This is a genomic window from Arthrobacter sp. NPDC057388, from assembly GCF_042668165.1.
Lineage (GTDB): Bacteria > Actinomycetota > Actinomycetes > Actinomycetales > Micrococcaceae > Arthrobacter.
In genome coordinates this window covers 129,318-152,676 of the sequence record NZ_JBHVBL010000004.1, presented here as the reverse complement: position 1 = coordinate 152,676, position 23,359 = coordinate 129,318, and the positions used below count along the sequence as shown (strand labels likewise).

Below are 23,359 nucleotides of genomic sequence, written 5' to 3'. Positions count from 1 at the left end.
GCTGGAAGAGAAGCCGGGATCGGGCAACCTCGTCCCGGGCACGGACACGGCGCAGAACACAGACTCCGCCGCGGGCACAGACACTGCCCCAAAAACAGACACTGCCAAAAAGACAGGCACTGCCCCACAAACAGACACTGCCCCAAAAACGGACACTGACACGGACGGAGGCGCGAAGTGAACCTCGCAAGCCTCGCCCCGCTCGCCGTCGTACTTCCCATCCTGGGTGCGGCACTGACGTTCGTGCTGATCCGGCATTCCCGCGCCCAGCGCGCGGTGAGCATTGGCCTGCTGTCGCTGACGCTGCTGCTGGAGTGCCTGCTGTTGGCATCCGTCTGGAACGGCGGCACGGCGGCGGTGAACATCGGCGGCTGGGTGCCGCCGTGGGGCATCGTCATGGTGGTGGACCAGTTCTCGTCGCTGATGCTCGTGGTGTCGTCGGCGGTGAGCCTCGCCGTCCTCGTGTACGCCACCGGCCAGGGCATGGCCGACGGCGACCAGGACGCGCCAGTCTCGATTTTCCACCCCACCTACCTGATCCTCGTGGCTGGCGTCTCCAACGCTTTCCTCTCCGGTGACCTGTTCAATCTGTACGTCGGCTTCGAGATCCTGCTGACGGCAAGCTACGTGCTGATGACCCTCGGCGGCACGGGTCCGCGCATCCGGGCCGGCGTCACCTACGTGGTGGTCTCGGTGGTGTCCTCGGTGCTGTTCCTGATCGCCATCGCGATGGTCTATGGAGCCACGGGAACCATCAACATGGCGGACCTGGCCGTCAAGCTCTCGGAGCTGGACCAGGGAACCAGGACGCTCCTGCACGTCATGCTGCTGGTGGCCTTCGGCATCAAGGCCGCCGTGTTTCCGCTGTCGTTCTGGCTTCCGGACTCGTACCCCACCGCCCCGGCTCCGGTCACGGCCGTGTTCGCCGGCCTGCTGACCAAGGTGGGCGTCTACGCCATGGTCCGCACGGAGACCCTCCTGTTCCCGGGCGACAGCCTGAACACGCCCCTGATGGTGGTCGCGCTGCTGACCATGGTGGTCGGCATCCTGGGTGCCCTTGCCCAGAGCGACATCAAGCGTCTGCTGTCCTTCACCCTGGTCAGCCACATCGGCTACATGGTGTTCGGCCTGGCCATGTCCTCAGTGGCCGGCCTCGCTGCCGCCGTGTTTTACGTGGCGCACCACATCACCATCCAGACCAGCCTCTTCCTGGTCACCGGCCTGATTGAGCGCCGCGGCGGCAGTTCTTCCGTGGACAGGCTGGCCGGCCTCGCCAAACTGTCGCCGCTGCTGGCGCTGCTGTTCTTCGTCCCCGCCATGAACCTGGCGGGCATCCCGCCGTTCTCCGGCTTCCTCGGCAAGCTCGGCCTGATGCAGGCCGGCATCGGACTGGGAACGCCGCTGGCCTACACCCTGGTGATCGGCGGCGTGCTGACCAGCCTCCTGACGCTTCTCGCCGTCGCCCGTGTGTGGAACCGCGCCTTTTGGCGCAAAGCCGAGGACGCTGAGCACCCGGACCCGGTCCTCCTGTCCGTCCCTGCCGCAAACAGCGGCGCGCCGGCGGTGCGGCTGCTGCCCCGCACCATGGTGGGGTCCACGCTGGGCCTGGTGGTGCTGGGCGTGGCGCTTACCGTCTTCGCCGGGCCGCTCTTCCAGGTGGCGGACCAGTCCGCCGCTGCCATGCTGGACAGGTCCGCCTACATCCAGGCGGTGCTCGGGGACGGCGTTTCCGTCCCCGCCCTCGCGCTGGGCGGAGGCGGAAAGTGAGCCGGCAAAGGGTGTCCCTGCGGCAGGAACTGCCGCTGCTGGTCTGGCTGGTCATTGTCTGGGGAGCACTCTGGCAGGACTTCAGCCCGGGCAACCTGCTTTTCGGCGCCCTGCTGGCAATTGCTGTGGCCCGCCTGTTCTACCTGCCGCCGGTGGAGCTGAGCGGCCGCTTCAACGTTCTGCGTGCGGTTCCATTCGCTGTAGTGTTCCTCGGCCGCGTTGTGGCCGCCAGCTGCCAGGTGTTCTACCTGGCGGTGACCCAGGGGCCCAAGGTAACCAACGCCGTCGTCGCCGTCCCGTTACGGAGCCATTCCGACCTGATGGTCACGGCAACCGGCCACGTGATCTCCCTGATCCCCGGGTCGCTGGTGGTGGAGGTGGACAGGTCCACCTCCACGCTCTACATCCATGGACTGAACGTCCGCAACGGGGAAGATGTCCTTAAACTGCGCAAGGATGTCCGGGATACGGAGGCGGGACTCATCCGGATCATGGGAACGAAGGAAGAACTGGCCGCCCTGAACAGGGAAGCCGGCAACCAGGAGGTTGGCGCATGATGGATACGGTCCTCACCGTCACGGCCGTTGCGCTGGCCCTCGCCGCGGCGGGTGCGATCATCCGCATCGCCCGCGGGCCCTCGCTGCTGGACCGGGTTCTGGCCGCGGACGTGCTGCTCGCCATCCTGGGCGCGGCGCTGTGCATCGACATGGCCGTCAACAGGCACCTGAACAACCTCATGCTGGTGGTTGCCATCACCGTGATCGGTTTCATCGGCTCAGTGACCGTGGCGCGCTTCGTGGCCGACCGGCGGGAGCAGCCCAATGAGTCCTGAACCGAATGCCGTGGATACCGTGATCGACGCCGTTTCGGCCGTGTTCATGGTGGTGGGAGCCCTGATGTCCCTCGCCGCCGCGATCGGCCTGCTGCGCTTCCCGGACCTGATGAGCCGCATGCATGCGGCCACCAAGCCGCAGGTGCTTGGGCTGTTCCTGCTGCTCGCCGCGGTGGGGCTGCAGCTGCGGACGTGGTGGGTGTGGCCGGTGCTGCTGGTGGCCTGGATCTTCCAGCTGCTCACCGTCCCCGTCTCCGCCCACATGGTGGGACGTGCCGGCTACCGCACGAAGCACCTTCACAAGGAGCTGCTCAGCACCGATGAGCTGGAGGCTGTCGTGCTCAAGGCCGCCAAAGCGGCCCAAAAGCCGGAAACCGACGACGGGTAAAAGCACGGTCCGTTGAGCCAGATGGAACCAGAACCTGATCTTTCCGCGCTCGGATCGATTGAAATTCGATAGGAAAACAGCGATACTCGATCCATGCATAAGACAAACCTCGCGGTAACCGTCCTTAGGATCCTGCTGGTCATGGCCTTCGCCCTGCTGGTGGTGTTCCAGACCCTGTCCCTGCCGGGCCAGTTCGCGCACATGGCCGCCGAAGACCCGTCCAGGGCTTACCTGCAGTGGCCGCTGACGGTCTTCGCCGTGGTGGAGGTTGCGTGCGTGCAGGTGGTCATCGTGAGCACCTGGAAACTCCTCACCATGGTGAAGCGGGACCGCATTTTCAGCAAGGCAGCCCTGGCGTGGGTGAACGCCATCGTGTGGGCAACGCTCACCGCCTGGTCCTCCTGCTCGGTGCCTTCATCTACATCATGCTGAACGCGGATGATCCCGGAGTGCCAATGCTGCTGATGCTGATGCTGGTGGGCGGCGCCGTCCTCGGACTGCTCATGGTGGTGATGCGGGCGCTGCTGCGGCAGGCGACGGCTCTGCGGACCGACATGGAAGCAGTGATCTGATGCCCATTGTGGTGCGCATCGACGTCGAACTGGCCAAGCGCAAGATGAGCGTGGGGGAGTTCGCCGACCGGATCGGACTCACCCCGGCCAACGTGGCCGTGCTGAAGAACGGACGGGCCAAGGCTGTGCGGTTCAGTACGTTGGAGGCCATGTGCCGGGTCCTCGAATGCCAGCCCGGCGACCTCCTCGAATGGGTCGACGGCTAGCTTAAACGGGCCGGGGCCCTGCCTGCTGAACAGACAGGGCCCCGGCTGCACTTGCGTGGGGTTAGCGGGTTGCCACCACTCCGGTTGCGGTGCCGCCGCGGCTGGACTGGACCAGGACGCTAGTGATTTGCCGGTTCGGCCCGGGCTTGGCCCGGTAGGACCAGTTGCCGAGGGTGTCGACCTGTGCCGTGCCAATTCTGGCGTAGGAGATGACGCCCCTTACGGGCGTGGTGTCGTAGATGACCACGGTGGTGGCCGGGACCAGGACTGCCGTGTTGCCTGCCAGTGTTGAGGTGCCCGTGATCCGGAGTTCGGTGCCGAGCCGGTGCCGGGAACCGGCCACTGCAACGGTGTCCGTCTGGACGTTCAGGTCCACTGTGGCCGGGCTGCTGCCGATGCCGTTGGCATCCGTGACGATGAGCTGCATCTTGACCGGGCCGCTGGCCAGCGGCGCCAGCGGAGCCGTGTCACTGGCCTTGGCGTGGAACGGCAGGGTGACAGTCGGCTTGGCAGTGGTGTCGCCGGTGATGGTGACGGCGGGTCCGCCCACCTGGCTCCACTTGTAGTTGGCTGCGCCGGTGGACGTGCTGCCGTCCAGCTGGACGGTTCCACCGGGGGTGATGGCGGTGGACGCCGCGGTGGCCACAGCAGCCGCCGGTTGGGTTTCCCCAGTGACGGGGCCGCTGCCGGTGTCGACGACGGGGCCCGGGTCCGGGGCGGGGGTGACGGGGTCCAGGCCGACAGGGGTAGCTGCGCCGCCGGAGATGACGACGGGCAGGGTGGCCGACCCCCCGTTCGGGGTTTTCACGGTGACGGAGGCCGGAGGAGCCTTGACCGAGAACGACTTCTCCGCGCCGGTGCCGGTGGCCGAGGCTTCCATGGTGCCCAGCCCGGTGACGGTCAGCGGATAGCCGGCGGTGGAGATGGCGCCTACGGTCAGGCTGGTTCCGTCGTAGACCGCCTTGGTGATCATGACGCCGCTGGGCTTGGTGACGTCGACCTGGCTGCTGCTGGCGGGCTTGTCGCCGATGTTGGTGACCTTCACGGTGGAAGGCGCTGTTCCGGTGAACTGGACCCGGGCGTAGTACCGGCCGGTGTCAGGGTCGCTGAGCATGGGGGTGGTTTCGAAGACTCCGGCCTGGCCGTCGACCTGGAGCTGGGCGCCGTTCCCGCTGCTGGCGAAGACGTCGATCATGTTCCCGTTCAGGACGGCACTGTCGCCGTTGACGCCCTGGTTGGTGGAGATCTTGCCCTGGACGGTGAACTGGTCCGTTTCCAGGGACAGGCCGCCGCCGTTGACCGAGAACTTGTTGTAGCCGAACGGGCTTCCCGTGACGGTGTGGTCCTGGGCCGGGTCTCCGAGGTATCCCTCGGGTGCTGCCGGTGCGGTGGCCGGATCCCACTTCAGGAACGGGCCGATGTTGCTCTTCAGTGCCGTGGTGAAGTTGCCGGCGGCGGGGGAGATGTCTTCGACGAGCTTGCCGTCGCCGGCCCCGTCGGTGTCGATGGTGATGGTGCCGTACGGGTGCTGGAACGTCAGGGTGCTGTTGGCGGGGCCGCCCTTGACCACGATGCGCTGCCGCCCGAATACCACCTGGTCGCCTTGGGTGACGGTGTTGGCGAAGGCTGCCTCGAGGCCGAGGACCAGGACGGCGCGACCGCCGTTAGGAAAGGTCAGCTCCGAGCCGGCAAGCATATAGAACGCCTCGTCCGGGAAGTTGTCCGGGAACGAAATGGGGGCGGTCTCGTCCGGGATGTCACCCGGCAGGAAACCGCAGAGCGGATTTTCCGCGTCGAGGCAGAGCTCGACGCGTGTCTTGTTGCTGTCCTCGTACCAGGACGGGAAGCCGTACTCAGTGTTGACGGGTCCGACGGCGGTCAGTTTGCTTGGGTTCGTCCGGGTGACCTGCGTGGCGGCCAGGGAAGTTCCGGCGCCCGTCACAGCCAGCAGCAGGGCGGTCGTGGCGGCGATCCCGCGCCGGCGGGATGCCGGGCGTGGGGCCCGGTGCCGTGGCGTCAGGCGCTGGGCCGACAGGAAATGTGGGGTGGGTACCATTTTTGTCTCCTCGAAAGACGCTGATGGCATCCACTAAAAGGGGTGGTGGTTGGAAAAACGTTCGGCCTCCAGGTTGGAGAAACCTTGAGAATCAAAGCTTTCTCAAGAGCAGTGGGGGGACCTGCCCGGGTCCGGCCAGGGGCGCGTTCGTGACTTCTGCAGCCCCGTGGCAGGGCCGGCCGGCCTCCTTGCCGGACGCCCCGACCGGCCCCCCCTGACGGTCCCAGTGCCGGTCCCAGTGCCGCACGCAGCGCCGGTCCTAAGGCATGTCGCAGCGCCGGTTCTAAGGCATGTCCCGGGGCAGGCGCTGCGGACAAAGCCTGCAGTATGCGAACGGACCCGGCACCGCGGGTTGCGGTGCCGGGTCCGGCTGTTCCGGGCCCGGCCGAGGTCATCAGCACTGCCGGGTTCGGAACAGCAACAGTATGTCCTGGGGTGCTTGGGGAAACCCGGCCGTTGACCCGGAACGGGTTTCGGGGCGACCCACCCGATGTTGGGGGCGCAGGTCCCGGGAAGGGGGCCCGGCCGGGGAGGATCCGCCCTTTAGACGATGTCCTGGGTCTTGGCGAACCGGGTGATGGCCCGCTGCGTGCCGCGGTTGGCCAGGACCTGGATTACGGCGCTCACGGAAGCGGAGACGAGGGCGAACGTCAGGGCGGTCCGCAGTGTGGTGGGAACATCGTCCTTGTCACCCTTGGGCGGCTTCTGCCCCGTGACCTTTTCCCAGATGGTGTCGACGGCCTTGGTGCCGGCGAACCCTGCCAGCAGGCTGATGCCGGTGCCAAGCAGTTTGATGAAGAAACTCATTCCGGAACTCCTAGCGTGATGAACACTGGTCTTTCCCTAGCCTAACCGCATGAGGCAGCCCGGCAGCATGAGGCGTGGCCCAAGCGCATGAGGCGTGGCCCAAGCGCGTGAGGCGTCAGTCCGCCGGCATGGAGCGGTGGATTTCCCGCAACGCCTGGACCACGAGGTCATGGTCCGCCTTCTGCGGCAGTCCGGAGACCGTGACCACGGCCACCGCGCCCACACCCCGCACATAGATGGGGAAGGCTCCGCCGTGGGCGGCGTAGGTGGACTGGTCGAACCACGCGTTGTCCTCGATCCGTCCGCCGCCGACCCTGCCGCGCAGGCCCACGAGCAGCGACGGCTCCTCGTAGCGCGCGGCGGTACGCTGCTTGGCCAGCACCCAGCCCTCGTTGTCAGGGGTGGCTCCCTCAAGCGCCACATGGAAGAGGACCTGCCCGCCCTTGGTGATGTCGATGGCGATGGGCAGGTTGTCCTCCTTGCCCCGTTCCACCAGTTCCAGGCCGAGGGCCAGGGCGTCGTCCTTGCTGAACCTGGGGAACTGCAGTTCGGCGATCTCACCCTCGATCCGGCCGATCAGGGCTTCGAGGGATCCGGCCGGCTGTTCCTCGGCGGAATCGGGGTCGAAGGCGGGCAGGGCAGAGCCGGCGGAGTCCTGTTGCGTCATGGCCCCAATGTACTCCGCGCAGCCGGTCCGGCCAGCAGGCTGTCTCCCGGATTATGACGGCGGGCCCGGGATTCCGGGGCCGCCGGGGTGTAAACTGGACCCGCCCACAAGGGCAGATTTATCACGACAGGGGAGCGCCGCCGTCGGGATGCAAAGGCAGCAGCCAGCGCAACCGCGGATGGGCGCTGAGAGTGCGGACAGCCGCAGACCCTCGAACCTGATCCGGCTAGTACCGGCGCAAGGGAGTCGAGTTCTCAGAGTGCCCGGCAGCAGGAGGCCCAGCCACCGGCAGCCGGGGTAACGCTTTCCCCTCCTGTTCCTCAGGAGGACCATCATGACAACTGCAGCAATCAAGAAGACCAGCTACAACTGGCGCGTGGCGGACATCGTGGTGGCGGCGCTTATCGCCGTCGCCGGCGGCGTGATCTTCTGGGCATGGTCCCAGGGTGCCAACCTCATCTCCACTCCCGTCAACGCCGTCTATCCGCCGCTGACCGGCCTGTACGCAGGCGGCTGGATGATTCCGGCGGTCCTGGGCATGCTCATCATCCGCAAGCCGGGCGCTGCCCTGTTCTGCGAAACGGTGGCGGCCACGGGCGAGCTCCTCATGGGCTCGCAGTACGGCACCACGGTGCTGATCTCCGGTCTCCTCCAGGGCCTGGGTGCGGAGCTCGTGTTCGCCGCCCTGGCGTACCGGAAGTTCAACCTCCCCGCTTCGCTGCTGGCCGGGGCAGGCGCCGGGCTGTTCTGCGGCCTCAACGACTCCTTCGCGCCGTGGGGCTGGAACATCGCATACACCGCCGGCGACAAGTTCGCGTACATCGTGTTCTGCGCCATCTCCGGTGCGGTCATCGCCGGCGCGCTGTCCTGGATCGCCACCCGCGGCCTGGCCAAAACCGGTGTGTTGAGCTCCTTCGCGTCCCGCAAGGCAGCCACGGAGCCCGTCTTCAACTGATGCCCGCTTCCCACGACGCCGGCGTCCGCCCCGCCGCGGTCCACGCCCGCGGCTGGGGCTGGCGCCACGCCGGCCGTACCAAACCCGCCGTCCGCGCGCTCGACCTGGACATCCGCCCCGGTGAGCGCGTCCTGCTGCTTGGCCCCTCCGGAGCCGGCAAATCGACGCTGCTCCACGCCCTGGCCGGCGTGCTGGGGGACAGTGACGCCGGTGGCCCAACGGACGACGCCGGGACCCGGGACAGCGACGACGCGGACGAGAGCGGCGAACTGCTCATCGACGGCGCGTCCCCGCGCGTACAGCGGGGACGCGCCGGACTCATGCAGCAGGACCCGGAAACCCAGGTGGTGCTCTCCCGCCTCGGCGACGACGTCGCCTTCGGGGCCGAAAACCTGTCGGTGCCGCGCGACGAGATCTGGCGCCGCGTGCACGAGGCGCTGGACGACGTCGGTTTGTCCCACCTCCCGCTGAACCACCCGACGTCGGCCCTGTCCGGCGGCCAGAAGCAGCGCCTGGCGCTCGCCGGGATCCTGGCGATGCGGCCGGGGCTCATCCTGCTGGATGAGCCCACCGCGAATCTCGATCCGGCAGGCGTCCTGGAGGTCCGGGACGCCGTGGGCCGCTGCCTGGACAAGACCGGAGCCACCCTGGTGGTGGTGGAGCACCGGGTGGCCGCGTGGAAGGACCTTGTGGACCGGATCGTGGTCCTGCAGCCGGGCTCTGACGCCAACGGCGCGGTGCTGATCGACGGCACGCCGGACGAGGTCCTGGAACAGGCCCGCGGAAAGCTCACCGCCGCCGGCGTCTGGGTTCCCGGCTACGTTCCTGAAACCCGCCGGCGCTGCGCCGGATTGGTTCCGCCGTCCGCCGGCAGTGGCGCCGGCGGGCTGCTGCTGGCCGCGGAGAAGCTCGCGGTCTCGCGGGAACGTCCCCGCCGCCGGGGTTTCCGTTCCTTGCCGCCGGTGCCGGTGCTGCGGGACGTCACCGCACAGGTCCGGGCCGGTGAGGCGCTGACCGTCACGGGGCCCAACGGCGCCGGTAAATCCACCTTTGCGCTCACCCTCGCCGGGCTGCTTCCGCCGGTGGACGGCAGGGTCTCCGCGACGCTCGGGCTGAGCGCCGGCGCCGGCATCGACCCCTACAAATGGAAGGCCGAGCAGCTGATCTCCCGGATCGGCACGGTGTTCCAGGAACCCGAGCACCAGTTCGTCACCGGCCGTGTGCTGGACGAGCTGCAGTTCGGCCCCCGCCACCTGGGACATGGCGAAGAGCGCGTTGACGAGCTGCTGGAGCGGCTGCGCCTCACCCATCTGGTGGACGCCAACCCGTACACCCTCTCCGGCGGGGAGAAACGCCGGCTGTCCGTGGCCACGGTCCTGGCCGCGCACCCGCAGGTGCTGGTCCTGGACGAGCCCACCTTCGGGCAGGACGCCAACACCTGGGCGGAGCTGGCCTCGTTCCTTTCCGAACTGCTCGACGCCGGCACGGCCGTGGTGTCGGTGACCCACGACGAGGAGTTCACCCATGTCCTTGGCGGCACCGAGCTGAGGCTGGGCTCCGGCGGCCGCCCCGGGACGGCCGAATCACGATCCGCCGCGCCGCGAGCCGCCCAGCCGCGTCCGGAACAGGCAGCGACATGAGGGAAGCGCTAACACTTGCCGGAAACCGGGCCCTGCTGACGCGCGCCAACCCGCTGGCCAAATTCGCGGCAGTCTTCCTCATCACGCTGGCCCTGGCGCTGTCCATCGACTGGATGTCCGCCTCGGTGGCTCTCGTGTGCGAGCTGCTGGTCTTCCCGCTGGCCGGGCTGACATTTTCGCTGCTGTGGCAGCGCGGCTGGCCGCTGATCCTGGCGGCCGCCGTGGGGGGCTGGAGCACCTCAATCCTGGCACCTGACAGCGGCAGGATACTGCTCGACGTCGGCATCTGGTCGACGAGCGAGGGTTCCCTGCAGCTGGGGCTGGGTTTTTTGCTCCGGGGCCTGGCCATTGCCCTGCCCGCGGTGCTGCTGATGAGCTGCACCGATCCCACCGACCTGGCGGACGCTTTGGCGCAGAAGGCGCGGCTGCCGCACCGCTTTGTGCTGGGGACGCTGGCAGCCATGCGGTTGGTGGGCCTGATGGCAGAGGAATGGCAAACCATCGGCATGGCACGGCGCGCCCGCGGCGTCGGGTCGCGCGGCAACCCGTGGCAGCGGATTCGGGCAACCCTGGGGCAGAGCTTCGGCCTCCTGGTCCAGGCCATCCGCCGCGCCACCCGGCTTGCCGTCACCATGGAGGCCCGCGGTTTCGGCGGGGCCAGCCGGACCTGGGCGCGCGTGTCCACCTACAGTGTGCTGGACATCTGGGTGGTGCTGGGCGGCGTGTTCATCGCCGCGGGTGCCGTGGCGGCTGCGCTGTGGGCCGGAACATGGCACATGGTGTGGCTGGAGGGTTCCTAGGTAGCCGGGGCCGGGCCCACCCTGCTCCGGGATGGACAGACACGGGCCGGGCCGGATGACGGCCCGGCCCGTGTCTGTCACCGGTCGATCCGGGTTTGGCCGGTGGGATCGTCAACGGAGTGGCCCGGTGTACGGCTCTTCTGTGCTGCGCGTCGGTTGACTGCGGCGAGGGTAATCGCGGCCGCGGCAATGCCGGCGGCGATGGCGATGACGCCGCGCAAGACGATGTTCATGTCAGTCCAGAGTGCCAGCCCGATGCTGACGGCCAGGATTGTGGCGAACAGCGCCAGCATCGACGCCGGTTCGCCGGGCGGCTTGCTCCGGGACGAACCGTCTGAATGACGCCGGTCATTGATCTTTGCCATGGTTTTCCTTCGTTGTCGTAGGCTGCTGATACCGGGCGGATGGGCTTGGCATGGCGGCGTCAAAGGTTCCGGCGCCGGAAGACTGAAAGCGCCAGGCCGCCGAGGACGACGGCCCATACTGCAAGCCCGAGTTGGCCGAGGAGCAGGCGCCCCGGTCCCAGTTCCTCTACTGTCGTCGCGCTGATCGCCTGCATGAAGAGGGGCGTCGGTGTCATGTTTACGAAAGAGTCGATCGTCCCGGCCGCCTGCTCCGGGATCATGGCGCCCACCGCAAAGACCGCCAAGGGAAGGAGGAGGTTGACCCCGATGAGCAGCAATACGGCCCCGAAGGCCCGCCCCACGAGATGGGCCAGCGCCACGGCAATCAGAACCATGCTGGTGCTGCCGACAACGGTTGCTGCCACGCTCACCAGCGCTGACCCGGCAAAGTTGCCCCTGGACAGGACGAGTCCGAGTCCCGCGATGACGATCGTGACGAAGGCCGTGCTGGTTGCTGTCAGGGCAGCCCAGGACAGCAACCTGGCCGTGAAGAGTCTCTCCCGCTTCGGTGTCAGTGACAGCGCCAGGCCCAACTGCCCTGTGTGGTCCCGGCCAACCGCGAAGACGGCGGCTACGGAGAGGACCAGCGCGCAGACAAACGCACCGGTTTCAACCGAGGTGGTGGTCATGACTCTTGTGGGTTCCGTGGCCAGTGAATTCATGACCAGCATCGTCAGTATCCCGCCGGCCAGCCCTGAAGTGACCGCCACGAGGACCGGGATGGGTACGCCGCCCTTCCGGAGGAGCCGGTGCACCTCGGCGCGGATAACGGCGCCGAGCCTCTGTTCCAGGGCAAGCGCGGCGCGGTCGTCTATCGGTGTTTCAGTCATGGTCATTCCGTTCCTCCGGATGCGCTCCGGGCCAGGACCTCGAAGTAGGTGTCTTCGAGGCTTCGGGTTACCCGGGCCAGATGCGAAATCCCCGCACCGGACTCCAGTGCGACCGCGGCGAGCTCGGTAGGGTTCGTATGCCGGACAAGGATTCCGCCCCGTTCTTTGGCGGCGCGGAAACCTCTTTGTGCCATGGCAGCCAGCAGGATCTCGGGGTTAGGGGACTCAAGGTAGTACCCCGTTTCGTCCAGATGGGACACGAAATCCCCGATGCTTCCATGCCCGAGGATCCGTCCGTCGCCGATCATGACGATGTCATCCGCTGTTTCTGCAAGTTCGGCCATATGGTGTGAGGACAGAAGGACCGTGGCGCCGTCTGATGCCGCGGACGTCAGGAACGTTCTGATCCAGGCGATCCCGTCCGGGTCGAGTCCGTTGATGGGTTCGTCCATAACCAGTACGGCCGGGCGGCTCACGGTCGCTGCGGCGATGCCCAGCCGCTGGCGCATGCCCAACGAGAAGGTGCGGACGCGGTTTTGCGCCGCGCCTGCCAGTCCGACCCTTTCAAGGGTGTCTTTCCCCCATGAAAGCGGCAATCCCTGCAGGCGGCAAACGTAGTCGATGATGCCGGCAGCGGTGGCTTGCTCCGGGAGCCACTCCGCCGACAGGAAAAGTCCCATGGTTCGTCCTGGACGCCGGGACTGCGCGAACTCTGTTCCGTTGACCTTGATGGTGCCCGCGTCGGGACTGACCAAACCTGCAATCGCTTTCAGCACGGTGGACTTGCCCGCACCGTTGGGCCCTACGAATCCAGTGACCCGCCCCGGTGCGGCGGTGAAGGAAACGTTCTTGAGCACCCTTGTGCTCCCAAAGCTTTTGCTTAGGTTGTCGACGTGAATCATGGATGGACAAACTCCTCGGCGGTGGGCTGCTTGACAGTGGGGGGCCGCCGGAGGGCGGCGATTTCAGGTGAGGTGTGTTGCACCAGGCGGCCTATCTGGTCCGGGACCGCACGGGACAGGCTAAGTGCAGCCAACGTCCTGGGCCGACCCGCGAAGTAGTGGACGCGCACCAGTGACGCCCTTGCTGCCCGGGCAGCCGTGGCGGACACGGAATGGAGGCCGGTTGCGGCGAGGACCACCTCATGGTCGGCGAAGGAACTGCTGGCCCAGCCGACGTTGGCTCCCACCACAGAAAACCGGGCCCTGGCAAGGCGGACCGATAGGGCGAGAACGTACCAAAGCGTTACCGCTGCCACCGCAGCCAGGACGAGGGCGCCGGCCGTAAGGCGGTGCAGAAGCCAAGCGCAAGCAAGCGCGGGTATGCCGGTCGCTGCCAAGAGCACCAACGATCTCACGATGGATCCGCGGCCCGAGGACTCCAGCAGGGCCGGGGGTGGAAGATCCGTCAGTGATGTGCTGAGGATCTGTGCCACTTGCTTGCGCGGCAACGACGGCAGGACCAAGTTGGTTCCCATCTGTGCATCCGAGTCAGTCGTCACGAGCGCGACACGGACCCGGTCGAAAACCATCTCGATGAGGTTGCGCCGTGCCGTGAGGCCGGCGACTGCCGAGGACCTCACATCCCGTTGGTTGATGGAGAACCACCCGTACCTGATGGACAACCCATCAGAATCACTGCTCACTGTGAAGCCATGGTATTTCACCAGGGCGGCGACCGATCCCCCAAGGAGGACAGTCCCGCACAGCACCACGGCTCCCGCCAACGGATTCGCACTGATCACCCTGACGACACCGTCTAAAATCGCCATTTGGTCCGCCATATCCACCACGGCGAGAACGGCACTGGTCCCGAGGACCACCACATGGCCATATATCAGGCTGGCGGCCGCCAGGTCCCGTCTTCGGGCCGTGTAAACCACGGACCGGCCGGTCGTGTCAGACGACCCCGGAACGGGGCTCGGGGCGCCGCTGGCCTTGCCGCCGGAAGGCTGGGACTCCGCATCCGGAGCCCCGTGGCACCGCACCAACCCGACGATGGCTTCAACGTTTGCCTGCTCGATGCCGGGGGCATCGATCTTCGCCCCGTCCTGGCCGCCGGAGCGCAGCGACACGACCGACAGCCCGAACCGGCGGAAGGCCCAGGGCGAGTCGATGTCTACAACCGAGATGTCACGCCAGGCTGTCGTGCTCGTAGTTCTGAAGATCAGACCGCGGGTGAGGGAGAAGCCATCCTTCGAGATCTCATACCTTAGCGTCCCCCAGGCGTAGATGGGCTGGAGCAACCTGAGGATAAGAAGGCTACCGAACACGTATATGGCGACTGGACCGGGCCACAGACCTGGCCGGTCCCAATACAGGAATCCGCCGATCAGCAGGCTCGCTATGCTCGGAGCTCCGCGGAGGGACATCGCCGCCATGGCCTTCACTGGTAGCCGTTGCGGGGCGTCACTGCCCATCAGCGGACGCCTCCACGTATGCGGACAACGCCTGCCGGCGTATCTCCATGGCCACACCACGTTCAACAGGCCCCAGCGGTTCAACGTGATTTAGAGTGGTGAATTTGACTTTGGCGAGCCCGAATCGCCGCAGCAGGGGCCCTTCGACAATCGAGACATTCAGGATCTGTGCCGTAGACAGGACCGTGTCCGTGGACAGGAGGAAACCACGTCGTATACGCACCGCATCGGCGGCCACGTGGTACGAGGTGTGCCGCAGTGTGAGGCGGCTGACTATCGGCACATCGATTATCAGACTGATGACGATCAGGATCGCGAGGATAACGAGGGCCGGCAGCTTCCAGCCAGCGGGGACCAGCCAAAGCGCAAGGCCGCATGCAAGCACTCCCGTCATCAGCACCTCCACCGTGGAGCGGATCGCGAGATAGCGCAAGGCCACCGGCGGCAGCGTTGCCGCATACGTTTGCGAACGCGCGGCCCGGTCCGGGACTGATCTGTCGCCCCGGCCATCAGCCCGTGTGCTGGCCACTGCGTTCCCTTCTGTATGTTCTGCTATACGACGTACACATCGTGTTCTTGAAGCACTGGTGTGGCGAGAGGACGCTGCCTCTCGCCACACCAGTGCCGGACTCATCTCAGCCGATCCCGAGAATCTGCATGATCCACTGGGCGATCGTACCGAACGTGACACCCCGCTCGAGCCACCGCTGAACCGTGCCCCAGTTGTTCTTGGCCCACCGGGCGACCGCGTTAACAACGCCCCACCCCCAGCGCCAGGCCTGCTGCAGGACCCAAGCGACAAATTTCAATACCGCGCCCATAAACTCTCCCTCTGATAATCAATCAATGATGTGTCGGGAACCCCCAATACGTCATTAACGATATTTTTCAGAATGGGCACTAAACAGTATTCTATTATCTGGTGGACATATACTTTTGGATAAACAATTGATGCATTTGGCTACCGTGCGCCAGCCGGTTCAAGCCGTGAACGGTCGAGCATCTGGCCGTTCTGTGGCCCGACCCGGAGAACGCCGGCCTCAAGGGCGGTGACGAGCACCTGCAGTCTGTCCCGGACGCACCACTTCACCATGATGCGTGAGAGGTGCCCCTTGATGGCTGCCTCCGAAACACCCAGTTCCCTGGCAATGTCCCGGTTGGTCCGTCCCTGGCCCAGGCACTCGACGATCTCGCGTTCCCTGCTCGTTAGTGCGGGCAGGTCGGTGCGGGACAGCACCTGTTCGGCCGGCCGGGTTCTTCGCAACACTTCCAGCAAGCCGATGAGAGCCGAGCGGGACAAGAAGACGTGTCCTGCCGTTATGTCGGATATCGCGTCATGGATCTCACGAACCGAGGCATCGCTCGTGAGGATTCCCCGCGCGCCTGCAACCATGACGTCCCGGATCCTCTCGGATGCGCCTGCGTCGATGAAGACCATGAGGTGCGCCCGTGGATAAAAGTCCAGCACGGGAAGGAGGTCCGGTGCGGCGTGGCCGCCAGGTAACCGCGCATCAATGACGACCAGGTCGGCCTGATGCGCCCGGCAATCGGCAGCGAGCTCGAGGGGTGATCTTGCTTGACTGAATATAGCCCGCGTACGGGAATCGAAACGAAATATTGCACTTAGAGCTGAATGCAATTGAGCCTCAGAGGCACTGACAACTACAGATAATTCCTGCACCGCGATATCATCCTTTTCCCCCATTTGCCCAGGCCAGGGCAAGATAATTCAACCGCAGCTTCTGGAGTCCATTCATTTCCCGCAGCCGTGCTGCAGTTCGTCAGGAAACCGGCGCTGACCCCGATTAGTCTATCAGTTGGATAAACTCCGGCTGCGCCGGGGGTGCCGGCAGATCGAACGTGCCCGCTGGGCTAACACCGAGGCCGCGCCATGCGGACCTCCGGCAGCCCTTCCCAGTCCTCGATGGTGTCCCTGGCGCCGGTGAAGACGAAGCCATTGCGCCGGTAGAAGGCCTGGGCGCGGGGGTTGTCTTCGGCGACCCACAGCGCGGCCGCTTCCTTCCCGATGGCTGCATCGAGCAAGGCTTGGCCCAGGCCCCTGCCCTGGTGCGAGGCAAGGACGTAGATGCCCCAGAGCTCGGCCTGTTCCCGCACGCCATCCTCCGGCGGAAGCGAGCCGGCAAACCCCACCAGCCTCCCGCCGTCGGCCGCAACATACTGCCGGGCGGCATGCGGGCCGGACAGGAGGTGGCGCCACAGGACCAGCCGCCCTTCCACGTCCTGGCCGGCCATGAAGTCCGGTGACAGCAGCATTGCGTAGGTTTCGCGCCAGCATTCCAGATGGAGCTGCGCCAGGGCCTCGGCCTCTTCGGCCTTGGCCTGCCGGACGGTACAGGGATGGTCCATGAAGCCGAGTCTATGTGCCGGCTCAGAGGCACGGGTGGTCGTAGTCGAAGCGGCCGGCCACGAACTGGGTGAGGACCACCGCGCCGCCCGCGGTGAGGGGATCCGCCGAGCACATGTGCCTGGCCTGCGCGGCGGTGCTGGCCCCGGCAAGCCAGCTTGGCAGCGCATACAGGCTGCTGGCCGGTCCCACCTCACCGACGATCTGCCCCCACTGCCGGGCCGAGGAGTAGATCCCCACGCTGGCGCCGATGCTGTGGAAAAAGTCCGTCATTCCTTCGAGGTCCGCCCGGTTGGCGTTCCTGTCACCCGACCAGCTGTTGCCCGTCTCCACATCGAGCCACCAGAGGTACGTTTCAGGTTCCGCGATGGTACGGAGGTAGGCGTCGTCGAAGGCCTTGGCGTAGCCGTACATGTAGGCGCATGCCGCGTCCTCCTTTCCCTGGCAGTCACCGTACGGGTTCGCCACGACGTTGCCGCCGTACTCGTTGTTCGTCGGCCACCAGGACCCGCGGAGGCCGGGATTTGCAGTGTTCACGTAAAGTGCCACGCGCGGCTGGCCGGTCCCGCCGTCCGTATCCTCGGCGCCGCCAGCGCCCTCGGCCCACTCGAGCTGCTGGTGGAGGCAGGGGTTGGTGGTGTTGGCGAGGCCGTTGTTGACGCCGACAATAGCGAAAGCCGGGTCGTCGGGCAGGCCGCCGCTGCACTGCGGCCAGGAAACATCGTTGCCCAGTTCGGTATCGTCCCCTGGCCGGGCTTCTTTCGCGGGAGCGGCGGATGCCCTGGGTGCCGGCTGGGTGACTGCCGATTCGGGTGCCGGCGGCGCGCCGTCGTCGAGCCTTGGCCCGGGGATGAAGCCCACTGCCGTGGCCACCATTAAAGACAGCAGCCCTGACGCCCGGCGCCTGAAGGGGCGCCGCCTTCCCAAGGTGGCATAGCTGAAAGTGGACACGGCGGCCTCCTGTTCCTCACTGGCCGCAACAGGTACCGCTAGCTTGCTACCGGAACGGGCCCTGGTCAAGGCCGACGCGTTATGGAAAGTTTATGCATGTAACGGGTAAATCAAGGCGGCAAATCCGCCTAACGCCCATCCTGATGCGACAAGATAACTCACATTTGATATATTTTTCCCATGACTCAACAGACTGCTGAACACGTCGGCCTTTTGCTCCGCGACGCCCGCAGCCAGAAGGGGTGGACCCAGGGCCAGCTCGCCGCGGAACTCGGCACCAGCCAGAGCGCCGTGGCGCGCATGGAACAGGGGAAGCAAAACCTGAGCCTGAAAATGATCCAGCGCCTGGAGGCGATCTTCGGCCGCAGCATCGTCCAGCTCGGCAAATCGCAGATGACACACCTTCGGGTGGAGGGCGGCCGGACGCTCTCCGGGTCCGTTGACGTCAACACCAGTAAGAACGCCGGCGTCGCCCTGCTCTGCGCCAGTCTCATCAACCGCGGCACCACCACGCTGCGCCGTCTGGCCCGCATCGAGGAAGTCAACCGTATCGTCGAGGTGCTGAGCAGCATCGGCGTCGAATGCACCTGGCTCAACGACAACGACCTCCGCCTCCGCCGGCCCGCAAACCTTGACCTGGATTCCATGGACGTCGAGGCCGCACGCCGGACCCGAAGCGTCATCATGCTCCTGGGCCCTCTGCTGGACGAGGCCGGCGAATACCGGCTCCCCTACGCCGGCGGCTGCGATCTGGGCATCCGCACCGTGGAGCCGCACATGCAGGCACTGCGGCAGTTCGGCCTGTCCGTGGAGGCCAGCTCCGGCTTCTATTCCGTGCAGGCGCCGCCGACCGACACACTCGACCGGTCCTTCGTGCTGACCGAGCGCGGCGATACCGTCACCGAGAACGCCATCATGGCCGCCGCGCACCGCTGCGGCACCACCGTCATCCGCAACGCCAGCCCCAACTACATGGTCCAGGACCTCTGCTTCTACCTGCAGCGGCTGGGCGTGGAGATCGACGGCGTCGGGACCACCACACTGAAGATCACCGGCAAGCCTGCCATCGACGTCGACATCGAATACTTCCCCTCGGAAGACCCCATCGAGGCGATGAGCCTGATCACGGCCGGGGTCGTCACGAACTCCGAGGTGACCATCCGGCGCGTGCCCATCGAATTCATGGAAATCGAGCTGGCAACACTGGAGCAGATGGGCCAGCAGCTGGAGGTTTCCGGCGAGTACATGGCCCGCAACGGCCGCACCCGGCTGGTCGATGTGACCACCAAGCCCTCGGAACTGCGCGCGCCGGAGGACAAGATCCACCCGATGCCGTTCCCCGGCCTGAACATCGACAACCTGCCGTTCTTCGCGGTGATCGCGGGCAACGCCGAAGGCCAGACCATGATCCACGACTGGGTCTACGAGAACCGCGCCATTTACCTGACTGAGCTGAACAAGCTGGGCGCCCGCGTGCAGCTGCTGGACCCGCACCGGATCTACGTCAACGGCCCCACACGGTGGCGCGCCGCCGAGGTGGGCTGCCCGCCCGCGCTGCGCCCGGCCGCCTGCCTGCTGCTGGCAATGCTTGCCGCCCGCGGCGTGTCCGAGCTCCGCAACATCTACGTCATCGAGCGCGGGTACGAGGACCTCGCTGAGCGCCTCAACACCATCGGCGCCAAGATCGAGTACTTCCAGGACTGACGTTTTCTAGGCGCGAACTGGCAGATAACGACCTCTCTGAGTGAATTTGAGGGTGTTATCTGCCAGTTCGCGCTTCGTCATGTCCGGGACGTTTCCGCTGGCCTGGCGCACAATGTAGGAATGCGGACTTTTGGCGTGGAGGAAGAGCTCCTGATCGTTGATCCGGAGAGCGGGGAACCGCTGGCGCTCGCCGATGCCCTCTTGGCGGGCCGCAAACTCGCCGCCGACGATGCGCCGGACCGCCCCCGGCTGCTGAAGAAAAAACCCGACACCAAGTTCGACGACGACGAAATGGGCCTGAGCGCCGAACTCAAGCTTGAGCAGATTGAGACGCAGACCCGTCCCTGCCTGGACCACACGGAACTGCTGCGCCAGATCCGGGCCGGCCGGGCGCTCGCCGACGAGGCCGCGCAGGGCCACGGTGCGCGCATCGCCGCGCTGGCCACCTCACCGCGGGCCCTTTCCAGCCACACCACGCCCGACCCCCGCTACGCCCGGATGCTGGAGCGGTTTGGCCTGACCGCCCAGGAACAGCTGACCTGCGGCTTCCACGTCCACACCTACATTGAATCCCCTGAGGAAGGGGTGGCGGTACTGGACCGGATCCGGGACAAGCTGGCCGTCCTGATTGCGCTCAGCGCCAACTCGCCGTTCTGGAACGGCGTTGCCACCGGGTTCGAGAGCTACCGGACGCAGGCCTGGAACCGGTGGCCGTCGTCGGGTCCGTCGGCGATCTTCGGCAGCGTGTCCGCTTACCGCCGGGTGGTGTCCCGGCTGCTGGAGACCGGCGTGGTGCTGGACGAGGGCATGATCTACTTCGACGCGCGCCTCTCCCGGAACCACCCCACCGTGGAGGTCCGGGTGGCGGACGTCTGCCTCCGCGCCGAGGACGCGGCGCTGATCGCCGTCCTGGTCCGCGCCCTCGTGGAATCGGCCTGCCGGGAATGGCGTGAAGGCGTGGAGCCCGCGCCCGTGCCCACGGTGCTGCTGCGGATGGCCGCATGGCAGGCCAGCAACTTCGGCCTGCGCGGTGAGCTGCTCGACTTCGGCAGCTTCCGGCCCTCACCCGCCGCGGACGTGGTGAACTCGCTGGTCGACTACCTGGAGCCGGTGCTGGCCGAGAACGGCGAGCTGGACCTGGCCCGGCAGGGCGTGGAGGAGATCTTCGCGCGCGGCACCGGCGCGGCGGAGCAGCGCAACACACGCCAGGTGGTGCTGGACAAGGCGGATCCCGACGACGGCGGGCTGGGGGCCGTCGTCGCGCACGCCGTCCGGGCGACGCTGAAGGGAACGGTGGGGTACGTGGACCCCGACGCCGAGGACGTGCCGGAACTCCTGCGGGTGCGCCAGCTCTGACCCGGGGCGGCAGGGGCAGCGAAGGGCGGGTACCCTAGGCGTCCGTCGGCGCCGGCTTCCTGAACCGGCTGCGGAGTGCGCCCCAGCGGCTCCGGCCCACCAGGCCCGAGACGTGCGTGCACAGGGCCCAGTAGGCTATCCCCGCCGCCAGCGACGCTGCCACGGCAAGGGCCGGGCTGGTGGCAGCCAGCGGCGGGTAGACCAGCCAGTGCACGAGGTATGCGTACAGGGAAGCGCTGGCCAGCAGGACAGCCAGGCGTTGCAGCCCCCTGGGCACGGGGATGGTGGGCAGCCACGTGAGCAGGAGGATGCCGGCAAGGAGGGTCAGTTCGCGGTGGGTGTCCCCGAAGAAGCACCCCGGCACCGTGAGGACCGCCAGGAGTGACACCACGCACCTCTGCACCATGCTCCGCGCCCGGGCCATGGCCCAGCCCAGGACGAACAGCCACAGCGTTGGTGACGGGTGGGGAATGCCGGGATCAACGATGTCGTAGCGCGAGAGCAGCGCCAGGCCGGTGAGGGCAAGCGGGAAGAGCAGCGGGAACCGCCGCTCCGCCCGGTCCACCCAGGGGATGGCCAGCAGGGCCGTCATGCCCAGCAGGATGTAGAGCAGCACCTCGATGAACCAGAAGTGCCACTGTGTGGTCACTTCTTCCGGGCCGACGATGGAGTTCAGGAGCAGGATATTGGCGATCGTGTATTTGTCGGTAAGCAGGTAGGCCACGCCGATGAAGGCCATGCTGGGCAGTGCCACCCTGGCGAGGCTGGTGAGCTGGCGCCTGAACCGGGGGAGCCGTTCCCCGCTGAGCTGGAACCGGGCGAAGTTGTACCCCGCCACGGCCATCAGCACGTGGGCCATGCCCGGCCATTTCATCAGCCCCACGTGGGTGCTGACGATGAGCACGATCGCCACGGCCCTGAGCACGATGCTGGTTTCGAGCGGGGCAAAGAAGCGCCGCATCTTCCCGCCGGTTTTCCGGTTCCGCCGGTCTTCCAGGTCGCCGACCGGCGTCAGGTGCCAGTCGGCGGGGAGATGGCCCAGCAGCTGTTCCAGGCGGACCGAAGTGGCCACGTAGGACAGCGAGTCTCCGCCGAGCGAGACGAACGTGTCGGAGTCGGCGATGTCCTCGCGCTCGAAGGTGTCGCGGAAGATCCGCCGCACGTCGTCGGGTGCTGCTGCGCCGGCACTTGCCGGCGCAGGCGCTGACGCCGCCTGCGCCCCGAGGGCCAGGACCGCGGGATAGTCCACCTTGCCGGTGGCCAGGCGGGGGAGGTGTTCGACGGCGTGCAGCTCCAGTGCCGCACGGGGCAGTCCGATGCCCTGCGCGAGGACCTTCGATAGCAGCTGGGTGTCATGGCTGCCCTCGACCGCGACGACGAGGCCCTGGTCCGTGCCCGCGCTTGCCGCCTGGACGCCGAGGTCGGCCAGGATGCGCTCCACCTGGCCGAGGTCCACGCGGAGCCCGACGATCTTGACGAACCGGCTGCGCCGCCCCACCACTTCATAGACACCGGCCGGGTGCAGCCTGGCCAGGTCGCCGGTGCGGAGTTCATGGACTGCGCGGCCGGCACCGAGGTCCGCAGGGGTCTCCGCATAGCCGAGCATTACATTCGGCCCGGTGTAGACGAGCTCGCCGTGCTCCAGGCCCGGCACCGGGTCGATGCGGAACGCGCCGCCCGGCACCGGGACGCCGATGGCACCGGGATGCTCGGCGGCCAGCGCGGGCGGAAGGTAGGCCATCCGGGCGGTCGCCTCGGTCTGGCCGTACATGACGAACAGGTCCCAGCCCTTCCGGTGGCCGAGATCGGCATAATCACGGACGCGTTCGGGGGCCAGCCGGCCTCCGGCCTGCGTGACATACCGCAGGGCGGGGAGGTCCATCTCCGCGAAACCCACCCGTTCCAGCAGTTCAAAGGTGTACGGCACGGCCGCGAACGCCGTGGCTTCGCGGGTACGGAACAGCTCCCAGAAACAGGGGTCAACAACGGAAAGGCCGGTGAGGACCAGACCCGCTCCCCGCAGCAGATGGCTGTTGATCACGGAGAGCCCGTAGCAGTAGGACATGGGCAGGGTGGTCGCGGCGCGGTCTGCGGGGCCGATGCCCAGGTACTCGGCGATCGATTCGGCGTTGGCCTGCAGATTGGCGGCGGAGAGGCGCACCAGCTTGGGTGAGCCGGTGGATCCGGAAGTGCTCAGCAGAAGCGCGAGATCCGGATGGAGCTCATGCCGGGTGCCGGCCCGGCGCTCCTCGAACAGGGTCTCCCCGTTGGCGGAGCGCAGCACGACGTCGGGGTCGTACGCTGCCACCAGCGACTCCAGCGCCGCCGGCTTGTCCTCCGGAAGCAGGATCAGCGGATGGCCGCCGGCCAGGGCGGCGAGGTAGGCCACCAGGGAGTCGACGTCGTTCGCCGCAGCCAGCGCCACCAGGCGCCGCTGCCTGCCGAGGCGGAGCGCGAGGGCATCAACCCTGTCGGCAAGTTCCCGGTAGGTGAGGGTGAAATTGTCTGTAAGAATGGCAGGCCTGTCCCCGTGGCCCGCGAGATCGGCGGCGAAGGGCACCCGCGCGAAATCAAGCTGCGTGGTCACCGAAAGATGATATTAGTTAAGGCTTACCTAAGTAAAACTGTTCCGGCGGCTGT

The 23,359-nt window shown here is 66.8% G+C and carries 23 protein-coding genes, 1 pseudogene and 1 riboswitch; of the genes and pseudogenes, 11 read left to right on the top strand and 13 right to left on the bottom strand.

From position 1 onward, the window contains the following. Positions 1-177 precede the first annotated feature (177 nt). The 6 genes and pseudogenes from ACFUTU_RS03545 (at position 178) to ACFUTU_RS03520 (ending at position 3,765) form a co-directional block, all read left to right on the top strand. Positions 178-1,767 (top strand): Na+/H+ antiporter subunit D, encoded by a 1,590-nt coding sequence (locus ACFUTU_RS03545; protein ID WP_377960688.1) that lies wholly within the window; start codon positions 178-180, stop codon positions 1,765-1,767. Beyond that, on the top strand, positions 1,764-2,324 hold the full coding sequence (locus tag ACFUTU_RS03540; protein ID WP_377960686.1) for a Na+/H+ antiporter subunit E: 561 nt from the start codon (positions 1,764-1,766) through the stop codon (positions 2,322-2,324). The genes ACFUTU_RS03545 and ACFUTU_RS03540 overlap by 4 nt, the downstream gene beginning before the upstream one ends. Continuing rightward, positions 2,321-2,599, top strand: coding sequence for a monovalent cation/H+ antiporter complex subunit F (locus tag ACFUTU_RS03535; RefSeq protein ID WP_377960684.1), 279 nt, complete (start codon positions 2,321-2,323; stop codon positions 2,597-2,599). Before ACFUTU_RS03540 ends, ACFUTU_RS03535 begins: the two co-directional genes overlap by 4 nt. After that, a complete protein-coding gene (gene mnhG, locus ACFUTU_RS03530; RefSeq protein ID WP_377960682.1) occupies positions 2,589-2,987 on the top strand; it encodes a monovalent cation/H(+) antiporter subunit G in 399 nt (132 codons plus the stop codon). Before ACFUTU_RS03535 ends, mnhG begins: the two co-directional genes overlap by 11 nt. Before the next feature lie 93 nt (positions 2,988-3,080). Beyond that, positions 3,081-3,559, top strand: a pseudogene (locus ACFUTU_RS03525) (DUF2975 domain-containing protein). Beyond that, a complete protein-coding gene (locus ACFUTU_RS03520; protein WP_377960680.1) occupies positions 3,559-3,765 on the top strand; it encodes a helix-turn-helix domain-containing protein in 207 nt (68 codons plus the stop codon). Before ACFUTU_RS03525 ends, ACFUTU_RS03520 begins: the two are co-directional and overlap by 1 nt. Before the next feature lie 61 nt (positions 3,766-3,826). On the opposite strand, the gene ACFUTU_RS03515 is transcribed toward ACFUTU_RS03520, so the two are convergent. From ACFUTU_RS03515 to ACFUTU_RS03505, 3 genes are all read right to left on the bottom strand, one after another. After that, the gene (locus ACFUTU_RS03515; RefSeq protein WP_377960677.1) at positions 3,827-5,821 is read right to left on the bottom strand and encodes a hypothetical protein; all 1,995 of its coding nucleotides are present in this window, start codon (positions 5,819-5,821) and stop codon (positions 3,827-3,829) included. Positions 5,822-6,364: 543 nt separating this feature from the next. Then, positions 6,365-6,628, bottom strand: coding sequence for a DUF4235 domain-containing protein (locus ACFUTU_RS03510; protein ID WP_377951385.1), 264 nt, complete (start codon positions 6,626-6,628; stop codon positions 6,365-6,367). A 115-nt stretch (positions 6,629-6,743) separates the two neighbouring features. Then, positions 6,744-7,295, bottom strand: a complete 552-nt coding sequence (locus ACFUTU_RS03505) for a heme-degrading domain-containing protein (protein WP_377960675.1) — start codon at positions 7,293-7,295, stop codon at positions 6,744-6,746. 118 nt (positions 7,296-7,413) lie between these two features. Next, a riboswitch (TPP riboswitch) is annotated at positions 7,414-7,557 on the top strand. Positions 7,558-7,629: 72 nt separating this feature from the next. Here ACFUTU_RS03505 and ACFUTU_RS03500 point away from each other — a divergent pair. The 3 genes from ACFUTU_RS03500 to ACFUTU_RS03490 are packed head-to-tail and all read left to right on the top strand — an operon-like array spanning position 7,630 to position 10,690. After that, entirely contained in the window at positions 7,630-8,250 is a 621-nt protein-coding gene (locus ACFUTU_RS03500) for an ECF transporter S component (protein WP_377960673.1), read from the top strand. Next, a complete protein-coding gene (locus tag ACFUTU_RS03495) occupies positions 8,250-9,890 on the top strand; it encodes an ABC transporter ATP-binding protein (RefSeq protein ID WP_377960670.1) in 1,641 nt (546 codons plus the stop codon). Before ACFUTU_RS03500 ends, ACFUTU_RS03495 begins: the two co-directional genes overlap by 1 nt. Further along, a complete protein-coding gene (locus ACFUTU_RS03490) occupies positions 9,887-10,690 on the top strand; it encodes an energy-coupling factor transporter transmembrane component T family protein (protein ID WP_377960668.1) in 804 nt (267 codons plus the stop codon). Before ACFUTU_RS03495 ends, ACFUTU_RS03490 begins: the two co-directional genes overlap by 4 nt. A gap of 77 nt (positions 10,691-10,767) precedes the next feature. On the opposite strand, the gene ACFUTU_RS03485 is transcribed toward ACFUTU_RS03490, so the two are convergent. The 9 genes from ACFUTU_RS03485 to ACFUTU_RS03445 all read right to left on the bottom strand — a co-directional run bounded on the left by ACFUTU_RS03485 (position 10,768) and on the right by ACFUTU_RS03445 (position 17,584). After that, positions 10,768-11,055, bottom strand: a complete 288-nt coding sequence (locus ACFUTU_RS03485; protein WP_377960666.1) for a hypothetical protein — start codon at positions 11,053-11,055, stop codon at positions 10,768-10,770. A 59-nt stretch (positions 11,056-11,114) separates the two neighbouring features. Further along, positions 11,115-11,924, bottom strand: a complete 810-nt coding sequence (locus tag ACFUTU_RS03480; protein ID WP_377960663.1) for a hypothetical protein — start codon at positions 11,922-11,924, stop codon at positions 11,115-11,117. Positions 11,925-11,926: 2 nt separating this feature from the next. After that, positions 11,927-12,781, bottom strand: a complete 855-nt coding sequence (locus ACFUTU_RS03475) for an ABC transporter ATP-binding protein (RefSeq protein ID WP_377960660.1) — start codon at positions 12,779-12,781, stop codon at positions 11,927-11,929. Positions 12,782-12,822: 41 nt separating this feature from the next. Continuing rightward, positions 12,823-14,196 (bottom strand): PH domain-containing protein, encoded by a 1,374-nt coding sequence (locus ACFUTU_RS03470; RefSeq protein WP_377960658.1) that lies wholly within the window; start codon positions 14,194-14,196, stop codon positions 12,823-12,825. Positions 14,197-14,332: 136 nt separating this feature from the next. Continuing rightward, entirely contained in the window at positions 14,333-14,872 is a 540-nt protein-coding gene (locus ACFUTU_RS03465) for a PH domain-containing protein (protein ID WP_377960656.1), read from the bottom strand. Positions 14,873-14,978: 106 nt separating this feature from the next. Then, positions 14,979-15,152 carry an aureocin A53 family class IId bacteriocin gene (locus tag ACFUTU_RS03460; RefSeq protein ID WP_377960653.1) on the bottom strand — a complete coding sequence of 58 codons (174 nt, stop codon included), beginning with the start codon at positions 15,150-15,152 and terminating at the stop codon, positions 14,979-14,981. A gap of 152 nt (positions 15,153-15,304) precedes the next feature. Continuing rightward, positions 15,305-15,781, bottom strand: a complete 477-nt coding sequence (locus tag ACFUTU_RS03455; RefSeq protein ID WP_377960651.1) for a response regulator transcription factor — start codon at positions 15,779-15,781, stop codon at positions 15,305-15,307. Between the two features lie 434 nt (positions 15,782-16,215). Next, a complete protein-coding gene (locus tag ACFUTU_RS03450; RefSeq protein WP_377960649.1) occupies positions 16,216-16,710 on the bottom strand; it encodes a GNAT family N-acetyltransferase in 495 nt (164 codons plus the stop codon). Positions 16,711-16,732: 22 nt separating this feature from the next. Beyond that, positions 16,733-17,584, bottom strand: a complete 852-nt coding sequence (locus ACFUTU_RS03445) for a hypothetical protein (RefSeq protein ID WP_377960647.1) — start codon at positions 17,582-17,584, stop codon at positions 16,733-16,735. A 255-nt stretch (positions 17,585-17,839) separates the two neighbouring features. Between ACFUTU_RS03445 and ACFUTU_RS03440 the strand changes: the two genes are divergently transcribed. Then, the gene (locus tag ACFUTU_RS03440) at positions 17,840-19,363 is read left to right on the top strand and encodes a UDP-N-acetylglucosamine 1-carboxyvinyltransferase (protein ID WP_377960645.1); all 1,524 of its coding nucleotides are present in this window, start codon (positions 17,840-17,842) and stop codon (positions 19,361-19,363) included. A 120-nt stretch (positions 19,364-19,483) separates the two neighbouring features. After that, positions 19,484-20,719, top strand: a complete 1,236-nt coding sequence (locus tag ACFUTU_RS03435; RefSeq protein ID WP_377960643.1) for a glutamate--cysteine ligase — start codon at positions 19,484-19,486, stop codon at positions 20,717-20,719. A gap of 34 nt (positions 20,720-20,753) precedes the next feature. On the opposite strand, the gene ACFUTU_RS03430 is transcribed toward ACFUTU_RS03435, so the two are convergent. Beyond that, complete coding sequence (locus ACFUTU_RS03430; RefSeq protein WP_377960641.1) at positions 20,754-23,306, bottom strand: AMP-binding protein; 2,553 nt, start codon at positions 23,304-23,306, stop codon at positions 20,754-20,756. Positions 23,307-23,359: the final 53 nt, after the last annotated feature.